The 19,831-nt window shown below is 72.5% G+C and carries 18 protein-coding genes; 2 read left to right on the top strand and 16 right to left on the bottom strand.

Annotated features, from left to right (window positions below; translation table 11 throughout):
* Nucleotides 1–9: 9 nt before the first annotated feature.
* The 14 genes from ACZ3IL_RS17240 to pgsA all read right to left on the bottom strand — a co-directional run bounded on the left by ACZ3IL_RS17240 (nucleotide 10) and on the right by pgsA (nucleotide 12,435).
* Complete coding sequence (locus tag ACZ3IL_RS17240; protein WP_467391174.1) at nucleotides 10–561, bottom strand: adenine phosphoribosyltransferase; 552 nt, start codon at nucleotides 559–561, stop codon at nucleotides 10–12.
* Nucleotides 558–1,637 (bottom strand): protein translocase subunit SecF, encoded by a 1,080-nt coding sequence (gene secF / locus ACZ3IL_RS17235; RefSeq protein ID WP_467391172.1) that lies wholly within the window; start codon nucleotides 1,635–1,637, stop codon nucleotides 558–560. The genes ACZ3IL_RS17240 and secF overlap by 4 nt, the downstream gene beginning before the upstream one ends.
* A gap of 1 nt (nucleotide 1,638) precedes the next feature.
* Nucleotides 1,639–3,405, bottom strand: a complete 1,767-nt coding sequence (secD, locus tag ACZ3IL_RS17230; protein ID WP_467391170.1) for a protein translocase subunit SecD — start codon at nucleotides 3,403–3,405, stop codon at nucleotides 1,639–1,641.
* 144 nt (nucleotides 3,406–3,549) lie between these two features.
* Entirely contained in the window at nucleotides 3,550–3,996 is a 447-nt protein-coding gene (yajC, locus tag ACZ3IL_RS17225; RefSeq protein WP_467391346.1) for a preprotein translocase subunit YajC, read from the bottom strand.
* Nucleotides 3,997–4,198: 202 nt separating this feature from the next.
* Nucleotides 4,199–5,284 carry a Holliday junction branch migration DNA helicase RuvB gene (ruvB, locus tag ACZ3IL_RS17220; protein WP_467391168.1) on the bottom strand — a complete coding sequence of 362 codons (1,086 nt, stop codon included), beginning with the start codon at nucleotides 5,282–5,284 and terminating at the stop codon, nucleotides 4,199–4,201.
* A 50-nt stretch (nucleotides 5,285–5,334) separates the two neighbouring features.
* On the bottom strand, nucleotides 5,335–5,964 hold the full coding sequence (ruvA, locus tag ACZ3IL_RS17215) for a Holliday junction branch migration protein RuvA (RefSeq protein WP_467391166.1): 630 nt from the start codon (nucleotides 5,962–5,964) through the stop codon (nucleotides 5,335–5,337).
* Nucleotides 5,961–6,527: a crossover junction endodeoxyribonuclease RuvC gene (gene ruvC, locus ACZ3IL_RS17210; protein WP_467391164.1), complete on the bottom strand. Its 567-nt coding sequence runs from the start codon at nucleotides 6,525–6,527 to the stop codon at nucleotides 5,961–5,963. The genes ruvA and ruvC overlap by 4 nt, the downstream gene beginning before the upstream one ends.
* Nucleotides 6,528–6,636: 109 nt before the next feature.
* Nucleotides 6,637–7,389: a YebC/PmpR family DNA-binding transcriptional regulator gene (locus tag ACZ3IL_RS17205; protein WP_467391162.1), complete on the bottom strand. Its 753-nt coding sequence runs from the start codon at nucleotides 7,387–7,389 to the stop codon at nucleotides 6,637–6,639.
* A gap of 62 nt (nucleotides 7,390–7,451) precedes the next feature.
* A complete protein-coding gene (gene pdxT / locus ACZ3IL_RS17200; protein ID WP_467391160.1) occupies nucleotides 7,452–8,042 on the bottom strand; it encodes a pyridoxal 5'-phosphate synthase glutaminase subunit PdxT in 591 nt (196 codons plus the stop codon).
* 6 nt (nucleotides 8,043–8,048) lie between these two features.
* Entirely contained in the window at nucleotides 8,049–8,963 is a 915-nt protein-coding gene (gene pdxS / locus ACZ3IL_RS17195; protein ID WP_467391158.1) for a pyridoxal 5'-phosphate synthase lyase subunit PdxS, read from the bottom strand.
* Nucleotides 8,964–9,078: 115 nt separating this feature from the next.
* Complete coding sequence (locus tag ACZ3IL_RS17190; protein WP_467391156.1) at nucleotides 9,079–9,621, bottom strand: LemA family protein; 543 nt, start codon at nucleotides 9,619–9,621, stop codon at nucleotides 9,079–9,081.
* A gap of 89 nt (nucleotides 9,622–9,710) precedes the next feature.
* Entirely contained in the window at nucleotides 9,711–10,865 is a 1,155-nt protein-coding gene (locus ACZ3IL_RS17185) for a glycosyltransferase family 4 protein (protein WP_467391154.1), read from the bottom strand.
* Nucleotides 10,862–11,767, bottom strand: coding sequence for a phosphatidylinositol mannoside acyltransferase (locus ACZ3IL_RS17180; RefSeq protein ID WP_467391345.1), 906 nt, complete (start codon nucleotides 11,765–11,767; stop codon nucleotides 10,862–10,864). Before ACZ3IL_RS17180 ends, ACZ3IL_RS17185 begins: the two co-directional genes overlap by 4 nt.
* A gap of 5 nt (nucleotides 11,768–11,772) precedes the next feature.
* Nucleotides 11,773–12,435, bottom strand: a complete 663-nt coding sequence (gene pgsA, locus ACZ3IL_RS17175) for a phosphatidylinositol phosphate synthase (protein WP_467391152.1) — start codon at nucleotides 12,433–12,435, stop codon at nucleotides 11,773–11,775.
* Nucleotides 12,436–12,824: 389 nt separating this feature from the next.
* Between pgsA and ACZ3IL_RS17170 the strand changes: the two genes are divergently transcribed.
* Complete coding sequence (locus ACZ3IL_RS17170; RefSeq protein ID WP_467391150.1) at nucleotides 12,825–15,038, top strand: elongation factor G-like protein EF-G2; 2,214 nt, start codon at nucleotides 12,825–12,827, stop codon at nucleotides 15,036–15,038.
* 180 nt (nucleotides 15,039–15,218) lie between these two features.
* A complete protein-coding gene (locus ACZ3IL_RS17165; RefSeq protein ID WP_467391148.1) occupies nucleotides 15,219–16,877 on the top strand; it encodes a hypothetical protein in 1,659 nt (552 codons plus the stop codon).
* 56 nt (nucleotides 16,878–16,933) lie between these two features.
* On the opposite strand, the gene ACZ3IL_RS17160 is transcribed toward ACZ3IL_RS17165, so the two are convergent.
* Both ACZ3IL_RS17160 and thrS read right to left on the bottom strand, forming a co-directional pair.
* A complete protein-coding gene (locus ACZ3IL_RS17160) occupies nucleotides 16,934–17,497 on the bottom strand; it encodes an HIT family protein (protein ID WP_467391146.1) in 564 nt (187 codons plus the stop codon).
* A gap of 270 nt (nucleotides 17,498–17,767) precedes the next feature.
* Entirely contained in the window at nucleotides 17,768–19,744 is a 1,977-nt protein-coding gene (gene thrS / locus ACZ3IL_RS17155; RefSeq protein WP_467391145.1) for a threonine--tRNA ligase, read from the bottom strand.
* Between the last annotated feature and the right edge of the window lie 87 nt (nucleotides 19,745–19,831).

Below are 19,831 nucleotides of genomic sequence, written 5' to 3'. Positions count from 1 at the left end.
GGCCCGACGTCAGACGGTGATCAGCGCCGTGAGCGGAGCGCCCTTCAGGGCCGGCTCCAGCCGGGCGCGGCCCGGGAGGAAGCCCAGCTCCATGAGGACGGCGACGCCCGCGACCTCGGCGCCCGCGCGGCGGACGAGCTCCACGGCCGCCCCGGCCGTGCCGCCGGTGGCGAGGACGTCGTCGACGACCATGACGCGGTCGCCCGCCGCCAGGTCCTCGGCGTGCACCTCGATCTCGGCGGTGCCGTACTCCAGCTCGTACGCCTGGCGGAGCGTGGCACCGGGGAGCTTGCCGGCCTTGCGGACCGGGACGAAGCCCAGTCCCGCGCGGACGGCCACCGGTGCGGCCAGGATGAAGCCGCGGGCCTCCAGGCCGACGACCTTCGTCGCGCCGTGCGCGGAGCACAGCCCGACGAGGGCGTCGGTCAGCGCGCCGAACGCCTCCGGGTCCGCGAGCAGCGGCGTGATGTCCTTGAACAGCACGCCGGGCTTCGGGTAGTCCGGCACGTCGCGGATGCGGCTGAGCAGGAGGCCGGTGAGGTCCTGGGTCCCCGCGGTCATCCGCGGTGCTCCTCGGTGCGGCCCCGGCGGCCGGCCCGGGGGCCGACGACGGCGGTCTCGGCACCGTCGCCGAACGCGTCCGTCCCGTCCGCCCGCTCGTCCTTGGCGGCGGCGGCCCGCTTGGCCAGGACGCGCCTCTTGAGGTCCTTGATCGCCGGGTCGCGCTCCTTGAGGTCGGCGACGAGCGGGGTGGCGATGAAGATCGACGAGTACGCGCCGGCGGCGAGGCCCACGAACAGCGACAGCGAGATGTCGTTGAGCATGCCGGCGCCGAGGACGCCGCCGCCGATGAAGAGCAGGCCGGCGACCGGCAGCAGCGCGACGACGGTGGTGTTGATCGAGCGGACCAGGGTGCCGTTGATCGAACGGTTGGCCAGCTCGCTGTAGGTGAAGCGGGCCTGCTTCTTCGTGAGGTCCTTCGTGGACTCCTTGAGGGAGTCGAAGACGACGACGGTGTCGTAGAGCGAGTAACCGAGGATCGTCAGCAGGCCGATGACGGTGCCGACGGTGACCTCGAAGCCGACCAGGGAGTAGATGCCCACGGTGATGGTGAGGTCGTGGATGAGGGCGACGAGTGCCGCGACCGCCATTCTCCACTCGAAGGCGATGGCCAGGTAGATCACCACGAGGATCATGAAGACCCCGAGGCCGGTCCATGCCTTGTTGGCGATCTGTTCGCCCCAGCTGGGACCGACCAGCTCCGCCGCGATCTTGCTCTCGGCGACCTTCAGGTCCTTGGCCAGCTCCGAGCGGACCTGGTCGGACTTGTCGGTGTCGAGGCCGCCGACCTGGATGCGCAGCGAGCCGTTGCCGAGCTGCTGGACGATCGCGTCGTGGCCCGAGGCCTCTTCCGCGTACTCCTGGGCCTGGCTGACGGAGACGTCCGTCTTCGGGGTCGTGAAGACGGCGCCGCCCTGGAACTCGATGCCCATGTTGAGGCCGCGGACGGCCAGGGCGACGATGGCGGTGATGGTGATCAGGACGGACAGGCCGTACCAGAGCTTGCGGTTGCCGATGAAGTCGTAGCCGACCTCACCGCGGTGGAGTCGGGCTCCGAGATCGCCGAGCTTCGACATCTCACGCCTCCTTCGGGTCGACAGGGCCGGCGGGGGCGGTGGTGCGGCGGGTGCGGCGCAGCGGCGGCTTGGCACCGAGGCGCTTCGGGTCCAGGCCGGACCACGGGTGGCCGTCGCCGAAGAACTTGGTCCGCGCCAGCAGCGTCATGACCGGCTTGGTGAAGAGGAACACCACGACGATGTCCAGCAGGGTGGTCAGACCGAGCGTGAACGCGAAGCCCTGGACCTTGCCGACGGTGACGACGAAGAGCACGGCCGCGGCCAGGAACGACACGAAGTCGGAGACCAGGATGGTGCGGCGGGCGCGGGGCCAGGCGCGCTCGACGGCCGGGCGGATCGTGCGGCCCTCGCGCAGTTCGTCGCGGATGCGCTCGAAGTAGACGATGAACGAGTCCGCCGTGATGCCGATGGCGACGATGGCGCCGCAGACGGCCGGCAGGTTCAGCGCGAAGCCGATGGCCGGACCGAGCAGGGCCATGATCACGTAGGTGAGGAGCGCGGAGGCGCCGAGGCTGAGGATGGCGATCAGCGACAGGCCCCGGTAGTAGACGACCAGGTAGATGACGACGAGCGCGAGGCCGATGGCGCCGGCGATCAGGCCGGCCTCCAGCTGGTCGCCGCCGAGCGCGGCGGTGACGGTGTCGACGCTCTGCGTCTGGAAGGAGAGGGGCAGGGCGCCGTAGGACAGGATGTTGCCGAGGTCCTGGGCGGACTGCTGGTTGAAGTTGCCGGAGATCTCGGCGCTGGCGCTGAGCGTCTGGCGCACCGAGGGGGCCGAGACGACCTCGCCGTCCAGGACGATCGCGAACCGGTTCTGCGGGTCGGCCTGCGAGGACAGCTTGCCGGTGATCGACTGGAACTTCTTCGAACCGGCGTCCGTGAAGTCCATGGTGACGATCCACATGCCGCGCTGCTGGTCGAAGACGCCCTTGGCGTCGTCGACGTCACGGCCCTCCACCTCGGCCGGGCCGAGGATGTACTTCGACCACACGCCCGGGGCGTCCTCGCCGCAGGCCACGGTGGGCTCGGACGGCTTGACGCCCTGGCCGGCGGCGGAGCGCTGCTTGGGGTCGAGGCAGTTCAGGGCGGCGAACTTCTGCTCGAGGGCCGCGTTGGCGGGGTTCGGCGCCGGAGTCGCCGCGGGGGTGCCGGAGGCCTTCGGCTTCGGGGAGGCCGGGGCGCTTCCGGTGGGGGTCGGGGTCGGTGCCCTGAGCGCCTCGGTGAGCGCACGGCCCCGGGGAGAGGCGGTGGTCTTCGGGGCGGCCGACGGGCCGCCCGCGGTCGTGCCGGAGGCGGACGGCGCGGGAGGGGCCGACGGGGCGCCGGAGGAACCGGCGGTCGGCGCGGGCTGGGGCGCGCCGCTCGTCACCGTGAGGACGGGCCGGAAGTAGAGCTGGGCGGTGGTGCCGACCTGCTCACGGGCCTGCTTCTCGTCCGTCCCGCGAGGGATGTTGACGATGATGTTCTCGCGGCCCTGCGTCTGGACCTCGGCCTCGGAGACACCCAGACCGTTGACACGGCGCTCGATGATGTCGACCGCCGTGTTCATGTTGGTCTCGTTGACCGCCGACTCCTGGCCGGGGTCGGCCTTGGCCTTGAGCGTGATCGACGTGCCGCCGGCGAGGTCGATGCCCAGGCGCGGGGTGGTGTGCCCCGACGCGAACATGCCGCCGGTGAGCGCGACCATGGCGATCAGGATGAGTGCCAGGGCGCGGCCCGGCCGGCTCTGTCCCCCCGCCGGCCTTCGGCCCTTCTTCGGTGCTGCCACCTGTCGTATCTCCCTGTCCAACCACCGTGCGCCGGGTGTGCGCGCGGTGGCCACGAAGTATGTGTGGGGACCTTCCCCCGCAGACGTGGAACCGTTCCGGGGGCCGCGCGCTCCGGGAGGAGTGCGCGTGTTCCCCGGCCGCGACTACTTCGCGTCGGTCTCGCCGTCGGCCTTGCCGTCCTTCTGGCCCTCGGCCGCGTCCGACTTCTTCGTCAGGTCCGCCTTGGGGGCGTCCTCGGCGGTGATGTCGGTGGCCCCCGCCGTCAGGGAGGAGGCGTCGTCCGGGACGACCGCGTCGGAGTCCGGCGCCTCGTCGCCCTCGTCGCCGTGGACGATCCGGTTGTACTCGGAGTCCTCCAGGACCGCGCCGATGGCGTTCTTGGCGTAGACGGCGTGCACGCCGGGCGCGACCTCCAGGAGGACGGTCTCGTCGCCGATCTCCTTGACGGTGGCGTACATTCCCCCGATCGTGCGTACGCCGGTGCCGGGCTGCATCTGGTTGCGCATCTCCGCCGCCTGCTGCTGCTTCTTCTTCGCAGAGCGGGTCATCAGGAACATCGCCCCGATGAGCACGATGAACGGGAGGAGCATGCCGATGTTATTCACGGGACGGAAATCCTTCGCACGGTCACGGAGAACCCGCGGCCTGGTCTTCGGGGGTGGGCGCGCCGACCAGAAAGGGCGGCATCGGCGGAGTCTAGGCGAGTCCGCATCGATGGAACAACGCCCAGCATGGCACCGTGGTTCCTGCTCGGGCGACACTCCGCGCCGTCATCCGCCCGTCACGGGCGTCTCACGCCCCGAAGAGCCCCTGTTGTCCGCTTCCCGGTGCCGCCGGGCCCGCCGCCTGCGGCGGAACGAGCCCGAGGTGGGCCCACGCGGCGGGAGTGGCGACCCGGCCCCGGGGGGTGCGGGCCAGCAGGCCCTCGCGGACGAGGAAGGGTTCCGCGACCTCCTCGACGGTCTCGCGCTCCTCCCCCACCGCGACCGCGAGGGTGGACAGGCCGACCGGTCCGCCGCCGAAGAGCTTGAGCAGGGCCTCCAGGACGGCGCGGTCGAGCCGGTCGAGGCCGCGGCCGTCGACCTCGTACACGCTCAGGGCCGCCTCGGAGATCTCCCGGGTGATGACTCCGTCCGCCCTGACCTGGGCGTAGTCGCGGACCCGGCGCAGCAGGCGGTTGGCGATGCGGGGGGTGCCGCGCGAGCGGCCGGCGATCTCGGCGGCTCCGGCCGGGTCGATCTCGACGTCGAGGAGTCCGGCGGAGCGGTGGATGACGCGCTGGAGTTCGGACGGGTCGTAGAACTCCATGTGGGCGGTGAAGCCGAAGCGGTCGCGCAGCGGGGGCGGCAGCAGCCCGGCCCGGGTGGTGGCGCCGACGAGGGTGAAGGGCGGCAGCTCCAGCGGGATGGCGGTGGCGCCGGGGCCCTTGCCGACGATCACGTCGACGCGGAAGTCCTCCATCGCCATGTACAGCATCTCCTCGGCGGGCCGGGACATGCGGTGGATCTCGTCGAGGAAGAGGATCTCGCCCTCCTGGAGGGAGGAGAGGATCGCGGCGAGGTCGCCGGCGTGCTGGATGGCGGGGCCGGAGGTGATGCGGATCGGGGCGTTCATCTCGGCCGCGATGATCATCGAGAGGGTGGTCTTGCCGAGGCCGGGGGCGCCGGAGAGCAGGACGTGGTCGGCGGTGGCGCCGCGCTGCCGGGCGGCCTTGAGGACCAGGTCGAGCTGCTGGCGCACCTTCTCCTGGCCCACGAATTCGCTGAGGTCCTTGGGGCGCAGGGCCGCCTCGACGGCCTGGTCGTCGCCCTCTGCGGCGGCGTCGACGATGCGCGCCTCGGCGTCGGGTGCCTCGGTGGTGTCGTCGTCCCAGTTCACGGTGGTGCCTTCTCGTTCGTACGGGGCCGGCCGGTGTGCCGGGAGGGGGGTCAGCGGGCGCGGTTGAGGGTCTGCAGGGCCGCGCGGAGCAGCTGCGGTACGGGGGCGGCGCCGGTCTCGGCGAGGGCGGCCTCGGCCTGCGGCGTGACGGCGCCGACGGCCTCCTCGGCCTCGCGGGGCGCGTAGCCGAGGCCGATGAGGGCGGCGGTGAGCTGCTCGGTCCAGGGGGCCGGGCCGGAGGCGGCGCGCCGGGGGCCGGCCGGGCCGCCGGTGCCGAGGGGGGCGCCGAGCTTGTCCTTCAGTTCGAGGAGGAGTTTCTGCGCGCCCTTCTTGCCGATGCCGGGGACGGCGGTGAGGGCCTTCTCGTCGCCGGTGGCGACGGCGAGGCGCAGCGCGTCGGGGCTGTGCACGCCGAGCATGGCCTGGGCGAGGCGGGGGCCGACGCCGCTGGCGGTCTGGAGGAGCTCGAAGACCTGCCGTTCGTCGTCGTCGGCGAAGCCGTACAGGGTGAGGGAGTCCTCGCGGACGACGAGGGAGGTCGCGAGCCGGGCCTCCTCGCCGATCCTCAGTCCGGCGAGGGTCGCCGGGGCGCACTGGACGGCCATGCCCACGCCGCCGACCTGGATGACGGCCGTGGTGGGGGCGAGGGCGGCGACCGGGCCGCTGACGAAGGCGATCATCGGATTCGGCCTTTCACTGCGGACGCGTGCCGGGCGGCCGCTTCCTGGAGGCGGTTCTGGGCTGCGGCGGCCTGCTGGAGGCGGTTCTGGGCGGGGGCCCGCCAGATGTGGCAGATGGCGAGGGCGAGGGCGTCGGCGGCGTCGGCGGGCCTGGGGGGCTCGGAGAGCCGGAGCAGCCGGGTCACCATGGTCCCGACCTGGGCCTTGTCGGCGCGGCCGCTGCCGGTGACGGCGGCCTTGACCTCGCTGGGGGTGTGCAGGGCGACCGGGATGCCGCGCCGGGAGGCGCAGAGCATGGCGACCGCGCTGGCCTGGGCGGTGCCCATCACCGTGCGGACGTTGTGCTGGCTGAAGACCCGCTCCACCGCGACGAGCTCGGGCGAGAAGCGGTCGATCCATTCCTCCAGGCCCCGCTCGATGCCGACGAGGCGCATTCCGGTGTCGGCGTCCGCGGGCGTCCGCACCACGCCGACGCCGAGCATGGTCAGGGGCCGGCCGGCGACGCCCTCGACGACGCCGACGCCGCACCGGGTGAGCCCGGGGTCCACTCCGAGTACGCGCACGTCGCCCCCTCTCTTCGATCTCCTGTTTGAGCAGGCTATCGGGTGTCACCGACAACGCGGCGGGCCGACGGGAACGTGTCCCCGTCGGCCCGTTGCGGCACGCACGCGATCAGGCGTCGACCTTCGCCATGACCTCGTCGGACACGTCGAAGTTGGCGAAGACGTTCTGCACGTCGTCGCTGTCCTCCAGCGCGTCGATCAGCTTGAACATCTTGCGCGCGCCCTCCTCGTCCAGCTCGACCTGCATGGTCGGGACGAAGCTGGAGTCGGCGGAGTCGTAGTCGATGCCGGCCTCCTGGAGGGCGGTGCGGACCGCGACCAGGTCGGTGGCCTCGCTGATGATCTCGAAGGAGTCGCCGAGGTCGTTGACCTCCTCGGCGCCCGCGTCGAGCACCGCGCCCAGGACGTCGTCCTCGGTCAGCTCGCCCTTGGGGAGCACGACGACGCCCTTGCGGTTGAACAGGTACGAGACGGAGCCCGGGTCGGCCATGGAACCGCCGTTGCGGGTCATGGCGACGCGCACGTCCGAGGCGGCGCGGTTGCGGTTGTCGGTGAGGCACTCGATGAGCACCGCGACGCCGTTCGGGCCGTAGCCCTCGTACATGATCGTGGCGTAGTCGACGCCGCCGGCCTCGAGGCCGCCGCCGCGCTTGACCGCGGAGTCGATGTTCTTGTTCGGCACCGAGCTCTTCTTCGCCTTCTGGATGGCGTCGTAGAGCGTCGGGTTGCCGTCGGGGTCGGCGCCGCCCGTGCGGGCCGCGACCTCGATGTTCTTGATCAGCTTCGCGAAGAGCTTGCCGCGCTTGGCGTCGATCACGGCCTTCTTGTGCTTCGTCGTAGCCCATTTAGAGTGGCCGGACATCTGCCTGTCTCCTTCGCGTAACCCATTCCTGAACGAACCCCAGAGATCCTACCGGGATCGGATCAGCCCGCCGCGCGCACCATGTCGACGAACAGGGCGTGGACCCGGTGGTCCCCGGTGAGTTCGGGGTGGAACGAGGTCGCGAGCGCCCGGCCCTGCCGTACGGCGACGACGTGGCCCCCGTGCTCGGCCAGGACCTCGACGTCCGCGCCGACCGACTCCACCCAGGGGGCCCGGATGAAGACGCCCTCGACGGGGCCGCCCCCGACGCCCGCGACGGTGACGCCGGCCTCGAAGGACTCGTTCTGCCGCCCGAAGGCGTTGCGGCGGACGATCATGTCGATGCCGCCGAAGGTCTCCTGGCCCGAACGCGGGTCGAGGATCTTGTCGGCGAGCATGATCAGGCCGGCGCAGGTGCCGTAGACCGGCAGGCCCGCGGCGATGCGCTCGCGCAGCGGCTCCGTGAGGCCGAAGAGCGCGGCCAGCTTGGAGATGGTGGTGGACTCGCCGCCGGGGAGGACCAGGCCGTCCACCTCGGCGAGCTCTTCGGGGCGCCTCACCGGCCTGGCCACGGCGTCCGCCGCGGCCAGGGCGATCAGGTGCTCCCGTACGTCGCCCTGGAGGGCCAGGACACCGATCACAGGAGTGCTCATGGGTGCTTACCAGCCGCGGTTGGCGTAGCGCTCGGACTCGGGGAGGGTGTCGCAGTTGATGCCGACCATGGCCTCGCCCAGGTTGCGGGAGGCGTCCGCGATGACCTTCGGGTCGTCGTAGAAGGTGGTGGCCTTCACGATGGCGGCGGCGCGCTTGGCCGGGTCGCCCGACTTGAAGATGCCGGAGCCGACGAAGACGCCCTCGGCGCCGAGCTGGCGCATGAGCGCGGCGTCGGCGGGGGTGGCGACGCCACCGGCGGAGAAGAGGACGACGGGCAGCTTGCCGAGCTCGGCGACCTCCTTGACCAGCTCGTACGGGGCGCGCAGCTCCTTGGCGGCGGCGAACAGCTCGTTGTTGTCGTAGCCGCGCAGCCTGGCGATCTCGTTCTTGATCTGGCGCAGGTGGCGGACGGCCTCGACGACGTTGCCGGTGCCGGCCTCGCCCTTGGAGCGGATCATGGCCGCGCCCTCGGCGATGCGGCGCAGGGCCTCGCCCAGGTTGGTGGCGCCGCAGACGAAGGGGGTGGTGAAGGCCCACTTGTCGGAGTGGTTGACCTCGTCGGCCGGGGTGAGGACCTCGGACTCGTCGATGTAGTCGACGCCGAGGGACTGGAGGACCTGGGCCTCGACGAAGTGGCCGATGCGGGACTTGGCCATGACGGGGATGGAGACCGCGCCGATGATCTCCTCGATCATGTTCGGGTCGGACATGCGGGCGACGCCGCCGTCCTTGCGGATGTCCGCGGGGACCCGCTCCAGGGCCATGACGGCCACGGCGCCGGCGTCCTCGGCGATCTTCGCCTGCTCGGCGTTGACCACGTCCATGATCACGCCGCCCTTGAGCTGCTCGGCCATGCCGCGCTTCACGCGCGCGGTGCCGGTCTCGGGGGACGGGGAGGGGGTGGAAGGCGTGGTGGACACGGATACCTCACTGGTGACAACGGGGTTGACGACAGGAACGAGGAAACAGTCCACTCCCGGGCCACGGCAAGGGCCAATGTGGACCCGGTGGATCGTTTTCGCAGGTTACGGAGGGTCAGACCGGACGATCGGCAAGGGCCACCGGCGGCTCGTCGTCCATTTCGAAGGCCAGTGGGAAGGGGGCGTGGCCCGCGAGCCGGAACCAGCGGACCGTGCGGTGGCGGCGCAGCGCGCGGGCGGCCCGCACGGCGTCGTTGTGGAAGCGGCGGGCCATCGGCACCCGGCGGACGGCCTGCGCCAGCTCCCCCACGGCCTCTTCGCCGCCGGGGACCTCCCGTACGAGCTCCATCTGCTCGGGTTCGCCGAAGACGGCCCGCAGCGCCTGGCTGAGTTCGCTCTCGGCGACCTCCCGGTGGTCCTCCTCGGCCTGCCGGGCGGCGTGCGCGGCCTCGTACAGGACGATCGAGGCGGCCGGGTCGAGGATTCCCGAGGTGGCCAGTTCCTGGGTGACCGAGGCCCGCCGGAGCAGCTGCGCGTCCAGGGCGGCGCGGGCGGCGTCGATGCGGGAGTGCAGCCGGTCGAGCCGCCCGGCGGTCCAGCTGAGGTAGACGCCGACGAGGATCAGCGCGGCGACGGTCCAGATCAGGGTTTGGGTCACGGGCGCACAGGCTACCGGGGCGGTACGGGGGTTCCGGACGGGCCGGTGCCGGACGGCGCGGGGGCCGGCTCACGGCCGGCCCCCGGCCCCTACAGTCCCAGCCGCGCCCGCAGTCCGCCCGCCCGTTCGTCGGTGTCCACCGCCGCCGCGCCGGCCGTGACGGTCTCGTAGACCGAGAGGACGTCCGCGCCGACGGTGGACCAGTCGAAGCGGCGGACGTGGGCCGATCCCCGGGCGCTCAGTTCCGCGCGGCGTTCCTCGTCGCCCAGGAGGCGGATCGCCGCCTCCGCGAGGGCGTCGGCGTCCTCGTTGGCGAAGAGTTCGCCCGCGCCGCCCTGGTCGAGGACCTGCGCGAAGGCGTCCAGGTCGGCGGCGAGCACGGGTGCCCCGGCCGACAGCGCCTCGACCAGGATGATGCCGAAGCTCTCCCCGCCGGTGTTGGGCGCCACGTACACGTCGACGCTGCGCAGCAGCCGCGCCTTGTCCTCGTCGCTGACCATGCCCAGGAACTCCACCCGGGACCGCATCTCGCGCGGCAGCGAGGCCACCGCCTCCTCCTCGTCCCCGCGCCCGGCCACCAGGAGCCGGGTCCCGGGCCGTTCCGCGAGGATGCGGGGCAGGGCCCTCATCAGGACGGGCAGGCCCTTGCGGGGCTCGTCGATGCGGCCGATGAAGCCGAGGGTCCCGCCCTGCCACTCCTTCCTCGGCTCGGCGCGGGCGAAGAAGTCCACGTCGACGCCGTTGGGGATGACGACGGCGTCGCCGCCCAGGTGCTCCACGAGCGTGCGCCGCGCGTACTCGCTCACGGCGATGCGGGCGCTGATCTTCTCCAGGGCGGGCTGGAGGATCGGGTACGCGGCGATCATGGCGCGCGAGCGCGGGTTCGAGGTGTGGAAGGTGGCCACGATCGGTCCCTGCGCCGCCCAGCAGGTGAGCAGCCCCAGGGAGGGCGAGGTCGGCTCGTGGATGTGGACGACGTCGAAGGCGTTGTCGTGCAGCCAGCGGCGCACCCGCGCGGCGGAGAGGAAGCCGAAGTTGAGCCGGGCCACCGAGCCGTTGTACGGCACGGGGACGGCACGGCCCGCGGAGACCACGTACGGCGGCAGCGGGGTCTCGTCGTCGGCGGGGGCGAGGACGGAGACCTCGTGGCCGAGGCCGATCAGGTGCTCGGCCAGGTCGCGGATGTGGAACTGGACGCCGCCCGGCACGTCCCAGGAGTACGGGCAGACGATCCCGATCCTCACGCCGTCCCGCCCTCCCGCTCCTCCAGGTCCGCGAGCCAGAGCCGTTGCAGCATGTGCCAGTCCTCCGGGTGCTCCGCGATGCCCTCGGCGAAGGCGTCGGCGAGGGCCTGGGTCATGATCGCGGTCCTCTCGGCCCGCGTGCCCGTCCCGGGCACCTCCACGGGCGGGTGGACGCGCCCCCGCATGACCGCCGGGCCGTCGTACCAGAGCGTCGCCGGCAGCAGCAGCGCGCCCGTCTGCTGGGCGAGTATCGCCGGGCCCGCCGGCATCCGGGCGGTCTCCCCGAAGAACGTGACCTCGGTGCCGGAGGCGGACAGGTCCCGGTCCGCGACCAGGCAGACCAGGCCCCCGGCCCGCAGTCGCCGCGCGAGCCTGCCGAAGGCGGAGCCGCCGGTGTGCGGCACGACCTCCATGCCGAGGGACTCGCGGTAGGCGACGAACCGGTCGAACAGCGACTCCGGTTCGAGCCGCTCCGCGACCGTGGTGAACGGCACGCCCAGCGCGCGGGTCGCCCAGACGCCCGCCAGGTCCCAGTTGGCCAGGTGCGGCAGGGCGAGGACGACCCCGCGTCCGGAGGCGAGGCATTCTTCGAGGAGGTGGATGTCCTTGATGTCCACCGCCCGCGCGACCTGCTCCCTGCTCCAGGCCGGCAGCCGGAAGGACTCCATCCAGTACCGCATGTACGAGCGCATGCCGGCCTTCGACAGCTCGGCGAGCCGTTCGGGCGTGGCGTCCGGCACCACGCGCGCGAGGTTGGCCTCCAGGCGCAGGACGCGCTCGCCGCGCCGTTTCCACGCGAGGTCGGCGATCCGCCGGCCGAGACCGGCGGCCACCGGTTCGGGCAGTTTCTTCACGGTCGCCCAGCCGAGGCCGTACAGGCCGTCGGTGAGCCGGTCCTTCATCGCGTTCACGTCGTTCCCCCGTTTCCCCCGGCCGCGGCGGCGTCCGCCTCGGCCGATTCCCGCCGGACCGTCACGACCCGCTGCCCCAGGGTGACCGCGCTGCCGACGGCCACGACCCACAGGGCGACCGGCAGCAGCACCTGGACGCCGGGGACGCCGAAGGCGTGCAGCCCGGCGAGTCCGGCGGCGACCAGCGAGACGACCAGCCGCTCGGCACGCTCCACGAGGCCGTTGACGGCGACGGGCAGGCCGATCGACTCGCCCCGGGCCTTGGTGTACGAGACGACCTGGCCGCTCGCCAGGCAGAAGATCGACACGGCGCACATCACGTTGTCGTCGCCCCTGCCCGCGTACCAGAGCGCGAAGCCGCCGAAGATCGCGCCGTCCGCGACCCGGTCGAGCGTCGAGTCGAGGAAGGCCCCCCAGCGGCTGGAGATCCCGGCCTGCCGGGCCATGTTGCCGTCGACGAGGTCGGAGAAGACGAACAGGGTGATGACGATGGTGCCCCAGAAGAATTCCCCGCGCGGGAAGAAGACCAGCGCGCCGGCCATCACCCCCGCCGTGCCGATGAGCGTGACCGCGTCGGGGCTGACGCCCCTGCGGAGCAGAAACGCGGCGAACGGTGTGAGGACACGCGTGAAAAAGGCACGCGCGTACTTGTTCAGCATGGCCTTCCCGAGGTTCGGTGGGCCGCGCGGCCCCTGCGACCACCGGCCCGCCCATCGTAGTCACGAGCGCCCCCGGTCACCGGCGGGTGCCCGCCCGTTCGCGTCGGCGTGCCTCCGGACCGGCGGGCCCGGCGGGCGGGCGCCGCCGCGACGGATGGACGCCTCCCGGCGGGGGTGCCAAGCTCGAAGGACCACCACGGGCGCCGGTGCCGGGCCCCGGCACCCACCGCGGGCACCCCCGGAGCCGGTGCCGGCCGAAGGGCCGCCGCGGGCACCGCGGAAGCCGGTGCCGGGCCCGGAGGACCGCCGCGGGCACCGCGGACGCCGTGTCGCACGGCCCCCGCCCCCGCGTCCCGCCGCACCGCGCGAGCAGTCGGGAGGAACACGTCATGGGTGACAGGACGAAGACGGCAGCCGGGGCCGCCGGCGGGGTGCCGGTGGCCGACCGGCCCTCGGCCGTACGGAACGTGGTGCTGGTCGGCCACGGCGGAGCGGGCAAGACGACGCTCGTCGAGGCCCTCGCGCGGACCACCGGGGCGGTCGGCCGGGCCGGGCGGGTCGAGGACGGCGACACGGTCTCCGACCACGACGCGATCGAACGGCGCCGCCACCGCTCCGTCCAGCTCTCGCTGGTCCCGGTCGGCTGGAACGGTTACAGGATCAACCTGCTCGACACGCCCGGGTCCGCCGACTTCGTCGGGGAGCTGAGGGCCGGTCTGCGCGCGGCGGACGCGGCCCTCTTCGTCGTCTCGGCCGCCCAGGAGGCCGACGCCGTCGCCGCCTCCACCCGCGCGATCTGGGAGGAGTGCGCCGCCGTCGGCATGCCGCGCGCCGTCGTCGTCACCCACCTCGACACCGCCCGGACCGGCTTCGCGGAGCTGACCGACGTCTGCGCCGGGCTCTTCGGCCGCGGCGACCCGGACGCCGTCCTCCCCCTCCACCTGCCGGTGCGCGGCGCCGAGGGCCCCGACGGGCACGCGCCCGTCACCGGCCTGGTGGACCTGCTCCCGGAACGGGTCCTCGACTACTCCACCGGGACGCGGCGGGAGCTGCCGCCCGACGGGAGGCAGGGAGAACTCATCGCGGGGGCCCGCGCCCGGCTCATCGAGGGGATCATCGCCGGGAGCGAGGACGAGACCCTCATGGACCGCTACCTCGGCGGCGGGCGGATCGACCCGGAGACGCTCGTGGACGACCTGGAGAAGGCCGTCGCCCGGGGCGCCTTCCACCCGGTGCTCGCGGCCGCCCCCGCCGGCGGCGGTGCGCAGGGCCTGGGCACCGTCGAACTCCTGGAGCTGATCACCCGCGGCTTCCCCTCCCCCCTGGAGCACGGGCCCCGCGCCGTCACCGCCCCCGACGGACGGGACCGGCCGCCGGTCGTGTGCGACCCCGGAGGACCCCTGGTGGCCGAGGTCCTCAGGACCGCCTCCGACCCCTACGTGGGCCGGATCTCCCTGGTCCGGGTGTTCTCCGGGACCCTGCGCCCCGAGGAGACCGTCCACGTCTGCGGGCACGGTCCCGCCGGCCGGGCCGGGAGGAGCGGGGACGTCCACGAGGCGGACGACCGGATCGGCGGCCTCACCTCCCCCTTCGGCGGGCGGCAGCGTCCCGTGCCGCACTGCGTGGCGGGGGACCTCGTCTGCGTCGCCCGCCTCGGGGACGCCGAGACCGGCGACACCGTCTCCGCCGCGCACGACCCGCTCCTGATGGAGCCGTGGCCCCTGCCGGAGCCCCTGCTGCCGCTCGCCGTCCGGGCCCACGGCAGGGCCGACGAGGACCGGCTCTCGCAGGGCCTCGCCCGGCTGGTCGCCGAGGACCCGGCGCTGCGGCTCGAACAGAACCCGGACACCGGGCAGACGGTGCTGTGGTGCCTGGGCGAGGCCCATCAGGAGGTCGCCCTCGAACGCCTCCGCGAGCGGCACGGCGTACGGGTCGACGCCGTGCCGTACGAGGTGGCGCTGCGCGAGACCTTCGGCGGCGCCTCCTCCGGCCGGGGCCGGCACGTCAAGCAGTCCGGCGGGCACGGCCAGTACGCCGTCTGCGAGATCGACGTGGAGCCGCTGCCGGCGGGCAGCGGCGTCGAGTTCGTCGACGCGGTGGTCGGCGGGGCGGTGCCGCGCCCGTTCGTCTCCTCCGTCGAGAAGGGCGTGCGGGCGCAGGCCGCGCGCGGGGTCGCCACCGGCCATCCGCTCGTGGACGTCCGGGTCACCCTGCGCGACGGCAGGGCCCACTCGGTCGACTCCTCCGACGCCGCCTTCCAGACGGCCGGCGCCCTCGCCCTGCGGGAGGCGGCCGCCGGGGTCCCCGTCCGCCTCCTGGAGCCGGTGGACGAGGTCGAGGTCCTCGTCCCCGACGAGTACGTCGGTCCGGTCATGAGCGACCTGTCGGGCCGGCGCGGCCGGGTCGTCGGCACCGACCGGGCGGGGCCGGGGCGGACCCTCGTGCGGGCCGAGGTCCCGGAGACCGGGATCGTCCGGTACGCGGTCGACCTGCGGTCCGTGTCCCACGGCACCGGGCGCTTCGACCGCACGTACGTCCGGCACGAGCCGATGCCGCCGCATCTGGCGAAGAAGGTACGGGAACAGGCCGAAAAGCGCGCATGACTGATGCCCCGGCAGCCGTGGCCGCCCCGCCGCGCCCCCGCGGGGCGGGCGGCATCCGGCCGTCCCCCCGCACTCCGGTGACGCGCGGGGCGGTACCCGGCTACGCTGGGGTGCCCAGCTCAGAAGGTGTGCGGGGCGCGGCAGTTGGGAACAGCCCGCACAGGTACGTACTCGCACGCGATGGGGGCGGCAGTGGCGATCGACGGTTTTGGCCCCGGGGCACAGATCCCCCTCCAGGGCTCGGACGGGCAGACGGCGGCGACCCACGCCCTCGCCTCCGCCGCGTACCGTGACAGCCCGGTCGAGACGATCCTGGAGGCCAACAACGACCTGCACAAGTCGAAGGTCACGGACGGCAAATGGAAGAAACTCTTCCGTCCCGACCTCGGCGAGGCCTTCTCCCGCGCCGTCCAGGTGCGGATGCTCGGCGGGGCCCGCAAGGCGCTCGTCCAGTCCTTCGGCGTGGAACCCCAGCCGGTGGTGGTGCACTGCCTCGCCGCCAACCGCATCCGCAAGCAGCGGGACGTCAAGCTGACGCTGATCACGCTCGTCTGCGGGGTCCTCTTCCTTCCCGGCCTGCTGCTCTGGCTCGGCGTCATCCAGCTCCGCCGGACCGTCGCCGGCTCCGCGCAACGGCGCACCAGCGCCCTCGGCACCGCGCTGCTCCTCGCCGCCGGGTTCCTCGCCCTGCTCGTCATGTTCAAGCTGCCCTTCGGCGGCGTCCTGCCGACCTACCTGCGCCTCATGCTCGTGGCGCCGGTCGCCGGCTGGTTCCTCGCCCGCCGCGTCTGCGAGAACACCGCCGTCGACCTGCGCGAACGCTGGACCGCCCTCCTCAGCGGCGGCGGCATCGGCGCCAAGATCCCCGAGGCCGCCCCCCGCGACCCGGGCGAGAAGTCCGCCGAGGACCTCCGCCAGAACCTGGAGAAGCTCTCCGCCGAGCAGCAGTCCAACATCGTGTTCTACGCCGGCCCCAAGGGCATCCTGGGCATGGGCACGCGCTGGGGCAGCTGGACCCTCGCCGAGGAGCTCGTCCCCAAGCAGGGCAAGGAGATCCACGACTTCCGGGCCTGGGACGTCGTCCGCAAGATCCACGAGCAGCTCACCCTCCTGGAGCGCGGCTCGCTCAAGACCGGCTTCCCCAAGCCGAACGTCAAGCACTGGATCGTCGTCCCGGTCGGCGAGGGGGCGGACGAGGTCAGCCGTCCCGAGGGCGACAGCATCGTCCACTACCAGGTGAAGCCCCACGAGATACAGCGCATCTGCAACGACCAGCAGTTCGGCGCGGGCAACCGCCACTACCTCGGCGTGCAGTTCACCCTGTGGGACGGGAACCTCGTCCTGACCATGATGGTCACCGTGACCTCGCTCCACCACACGCTCCGCATCGAGGTCACCGGCCACGCCCTCGGCCCCGTCCACGGCCTCTTCACCACCAAGCCGAAGGCGAAGACCAAGGAGGTCTCCAAGACCGTCCGCTTCTGGGAGACCCGCGAGATCAAGCTGCCGCTGACCGACACCGACGACGTGGTCCGGATGGCCGTCCGCGCCCCGCTCACCTGGTTCCCGCCGGTCCTGGACTTCCTCGGCGGCAAGCTCGTCCTTCCCGAGCCCTTCGGCCTGCGCCACGCCTGGGCCGGCCCGCTCTGGAAGAACCGCTTCATGGCCGACGACGCCATCCGCATGGCGACGCCCGTGCTGCGCGCGGTCCACGCCGCGACCATCAGGGTCCTCGACGAGCACAACGTCGACACCGAGCGCTTCACCAACCGCTCGCTCGTCCTCAGCGGCGGCGTCCAGGAGCCGGGACCCAAGAAGGCCGACGTCTACGACGCCTGACGGAACGGTGCGGCACGGGGGCCCGGGGCCGGGTCCCCGTGCCGCGCGGTCCCGGCTCAGGCCTCGGACGGCCAGGCGGCGGCCAGCATCCTCCGGGTGTCCGCGAGGAGCTGGGGCAGCACCTTCGTGTGGCCGACGACCGGCATGAAGTTGGTGTCCCCGCCCCAGCGGGGCACCACGTGCTGGTGCAGGTGCGCGGCGATCCCGGCGCCCGCGACGGCGCCCTGGTTCATGCCGATGTTGAAGCCGTGCGCGCCGGAGGCCGCCCGCAGCGTCGCCATCGCACGCTTCGTGAAGTCGGCCAGCTCCACCGTCTCCGCCGCGTCCAGGTCCGTGTAGTCGGCGACGTGCCGGTAGGGCACGACCATGAGGTGGCCGCCGTTGTACGGGTACAGGTTGAGCACCGCGTACACGCTCGCGCCGCGCGCGATCACCAGGCCGTCCTCGTCCGACTTCGACGGAATCGAGCAGAACGGACAGCCGTCCTCGGCACCCGGCCCGGTCGGCTTGTTCTCGCCCTGGATGTACGCCATCCGGTGAGGCGTCCACAGGCGCTGGAACGCGTCCTGCGTCCCCACTCCGATCTGCTGCTCCGGCTCAGTCGTCATGCCGTGCAGCATATTGCGTCGTCCGTTCGGAACGTGTCGCCGGGGCGGCGGAACCGTGCGGCCGCCGTGCCGGTGCGAGGGGCGGCGGGCCGCCGCGCGAGGGGCCCCGGCGCCGTCCCGGCAGGAGCGCCGGGACCACCGCGCGGAGGCCCCTCGCCACCCTGGTCGTGCTCCTCCCCCTGCCGCGTCCGGTGCGGGCGTTCACGCGCGGGGACGAGAGGCGGGGGGACGGGGAGAGGCCCCCGGGGAATCCCCGGGGGCCTCCTGGACACGGTCCGGCCGTCAGACCTGGACGCGGTCCTCGACGAGCTTGGCGATCTTGGCGAGGGCCTCGTCGACGGGCACGCCGTTCTCCTGCGAACCGTCGCGGTAGCGGAAGGAGACGGCCCCGGCGGCCATGTCCTCGTCACCCGCGATGATCATGAACGGGACCTTCTGCTTCTGGGCGTTGCGGATCTTCTTCTGCATCCGGTCCGAGGAGGCGTCGACCTCCACCCGCAGGCCCTGCCTCTTCGCCTTCGCGGCGAACTCCTGCAGGTACTCGACGTGCGCGTCGCCGATCGGGATGCCGGTCGCCTGCACGGGTGCCAGCCACGGCGGCATCGCACCCGCGTAGTGCTCCAGGAGCACCGCGAAGAACCGCTCGATCGAACCGAACAGCGCGCGGTGGATCATGACCGGGCGCTGCTTGGTGCCGTCCGGGGCGGTGTACTCCAGGTCGAAGCGCTCCGGCAGGTTGAAGTCGAGCTGCACGGTCGACATCTGCCAGGTGCGGCCGATGGCGTCCCGCGCCTGCACGGAGATCTTCGGGCCGTAGAACGCGGCGCCGCCCGGGTCGGGGGTCAGCGGGAGGCCCTGCTTCTCGGCGACCTGCTGGAGGACCGCGGTGGCCTCCTCCCACACCTCGTCGGAGCCGACGAACTTCTCCGGGTCCTTGGTGGACAGCTCCAGGTAGAAGTCGGTCAGGCCGTAGTCCCGGAGCAGGTTCAGGACGAAGGTGAGGGTGCGGTCCAGCTCGTCCGCCATCTGCTCGCGGGTGCAGTAGATGTGCGCGTCGTCCTGGGTGAAGCCGCGGGCCCGGGTCAGGCCGTGGACGACGCCGGACTTCTCGTACCGGTACACCGTGCCGAACTCGAACAGACGCAGCGGCAGCTCGCGGTAGGAGCGCCCGCGCGCGTCGAAGATCAGGTTGTGCATCGGGCAGTTCATGGGCTTGAGGTAGTAGTCCACGCCCTCGTCGAGCTGCATGGGGGGGTACATGCCCTCGGCGTACCAGTCCAGGTGACCGGACTTCTCGAACAGCTTGCCCTTAGTGGCGTGCGGCGAGTAGACGAACTCGTAGCCCTCCTCCTCGTGCCGCTTGCGCGAGTAGTCCTCCATGACCCGGCGGATGATGCCGCCCTTGGGGTGGAAGACGGCGAGGCCGGAGCCGATCTCGTCCGGGACGGAGAAGAGGTCCAGCTCGTTGCCCAGCTTGCGGTGGTCGCGCTTCTCGGCCTCGGCGAGGAAGTCGAGGTGCGCCTTCAGCTCGTCCTTCGACGGCCAGGCGGTGCCGTAGATGCGCTGGAGCATCGGGTTCTTCTCGCTGCCGCGCCAGTAGGCGGCCGCGTTCCGCATCAGCTTGAACGCCGGGATGTTCCGGGTGGTCGGCAGGTGGGGACCGCGGCAGAGGTCCTTCCAGCACAGTTCGCCGGTCTTGGCGTCGAGGTTGTCGTAGATGGTCAGCTCGCCGCCGCCCACCTCGACGTTCGCGCCGTCGTCGGTCGAGGCCGAGCCCTTGATGCCGATGAGCTCCAGCTTGTACGGCTCGTCGGCGAGCTCCTCGCGGGCCGCCTCGTCGGAGACCACGCGGCGGGCGAACCTCTGCCCGCGCTTCTGGATCTCCTGCATCTTCTTCTCGATGACCTTGAGGTCCTCGGGGGTGAAGGGCCTGTCGACGTCGAAGTCGTAGTAGAAGCCGTCCCGGACCGGCGGGCCGATGCCCAGCTTGGCCTCGGGGAAGAGCTCCTGCACGGCCTGGGCCATGACGTGCGCGGTCGAGTGGCGCAGGATGTCGAGACCGTCCGGGGAGGAGATCTCGACGCCCTCGACGACATCGCCGTCGGCGAGCTCGTACGACAGGTCCTTCAGCTCACCGCCGACGCGGGCGGCGACGACGGTGCGGTCGTCGGCGAACAGGGCGCCGGCGGTGGTGCCCGCGCTCACCGTCCTCTCCTCCGGTTCGGGGGTGGACTGGACGGTCACACGGACATCGGACACGGGTACTCCATACATAGGGGCGCGGACAGACACGAGGTGCCCGCGCCGGTGGTGCGCGACAGAGACGAGGTGCCGCGCACCGCCGAT

This window comes from Streptomyces sp. NPDC014907 (assembly GCF_055562975.1).
This window is presented reverse-complemented; position numbering and strand designations above follow the sequence as displayed.

What these genes read in the sequence shown, in the direction of transcription:
- ACZ3IL_RS17240 (WP_467391174.1), bottom strand. Translation starts at nt 561, where the DNA reads ATGACCGCGGGGACCCAGGACCTCACCGGCCTCCTGCTCAGCCGCATC.
- secF (WP_467391172.1), bottom strand. Translation starts at nt 1,637, where the DNA reads ATGTCGAAGCTCGGCGATCTCGGAGCCCGACTCCACCGCGGTGAGGTC.
- yajC (WP_467391346.1), bottom strand. Translation starts at nt 3,996, where the DNA reads ATGCTCCTCCCGTTCATCGTGCTCATCGGGGCGATGTTCCTGATGACC.
- ruvA (WP_467391166.1), bottom strand. Translation starts at nt 5,964, where the DNA reads ATGATCGCCTTCGTCAGCGGCCCGGTCGCCGCCCTCGCCCCCACCACG.
- ACZ3IL_RS17205 (WP_467391162.1), bottom strand. Translation starts at nt 7,389, where the DNA reads ATGTCCGGCCACTCTAAATGGGCTACGACGAAGCACAAGAAGGCCGTG.
- pdxT (WP_467391160.1), bottom strand. Translation starts at nt 8,042, where the DNA reads ATGAGCACTCCTGTGATCGGTGTCCTGGCCCTCCAGGGCGACGTACGG.
- ACZ3IL_RS17180 (WP_467391345.1), bottom strand. Translation starts at nt 11,767, where the DNA reads ATGAAGGACCGGCTCACCGACGGCCTGTACGGCCTCGGCTGGGCGACC.
- pgsA (WP_467391152.1), bottom strand. Translation starts at nt 12,435, where the DNA reads ATGCTGAACAAGTACGCGCGTGCCTTTTTCACGCGTGTCCTCACACCG.
- ACZ3IL_RS17170 (WP_467391150.1), top strand. Translation starts at nt 12,825, where the DNA reads ATGGGTGACAGGACGAAGACGGCAGCCGGGGCCGCCGGCGGGGTGCCG.
- ACZ3IL_RS17165 (WP_467391148.1), top strand. Translation starts at nt 15,219, where the DNA reads ATGGGGGCGGCAGTGGCGATCGACGGTTTTGGCCCCGGGGCACAGATC.
- ACZ3IL_RS17160 (WP_467391146.1), bottom strand. Translation starts at nt 17,497, where the DNA reads ATGCTGCACGGCATGACGACTGAGCCGGAGCAGCAGATCGGAGTGGGG.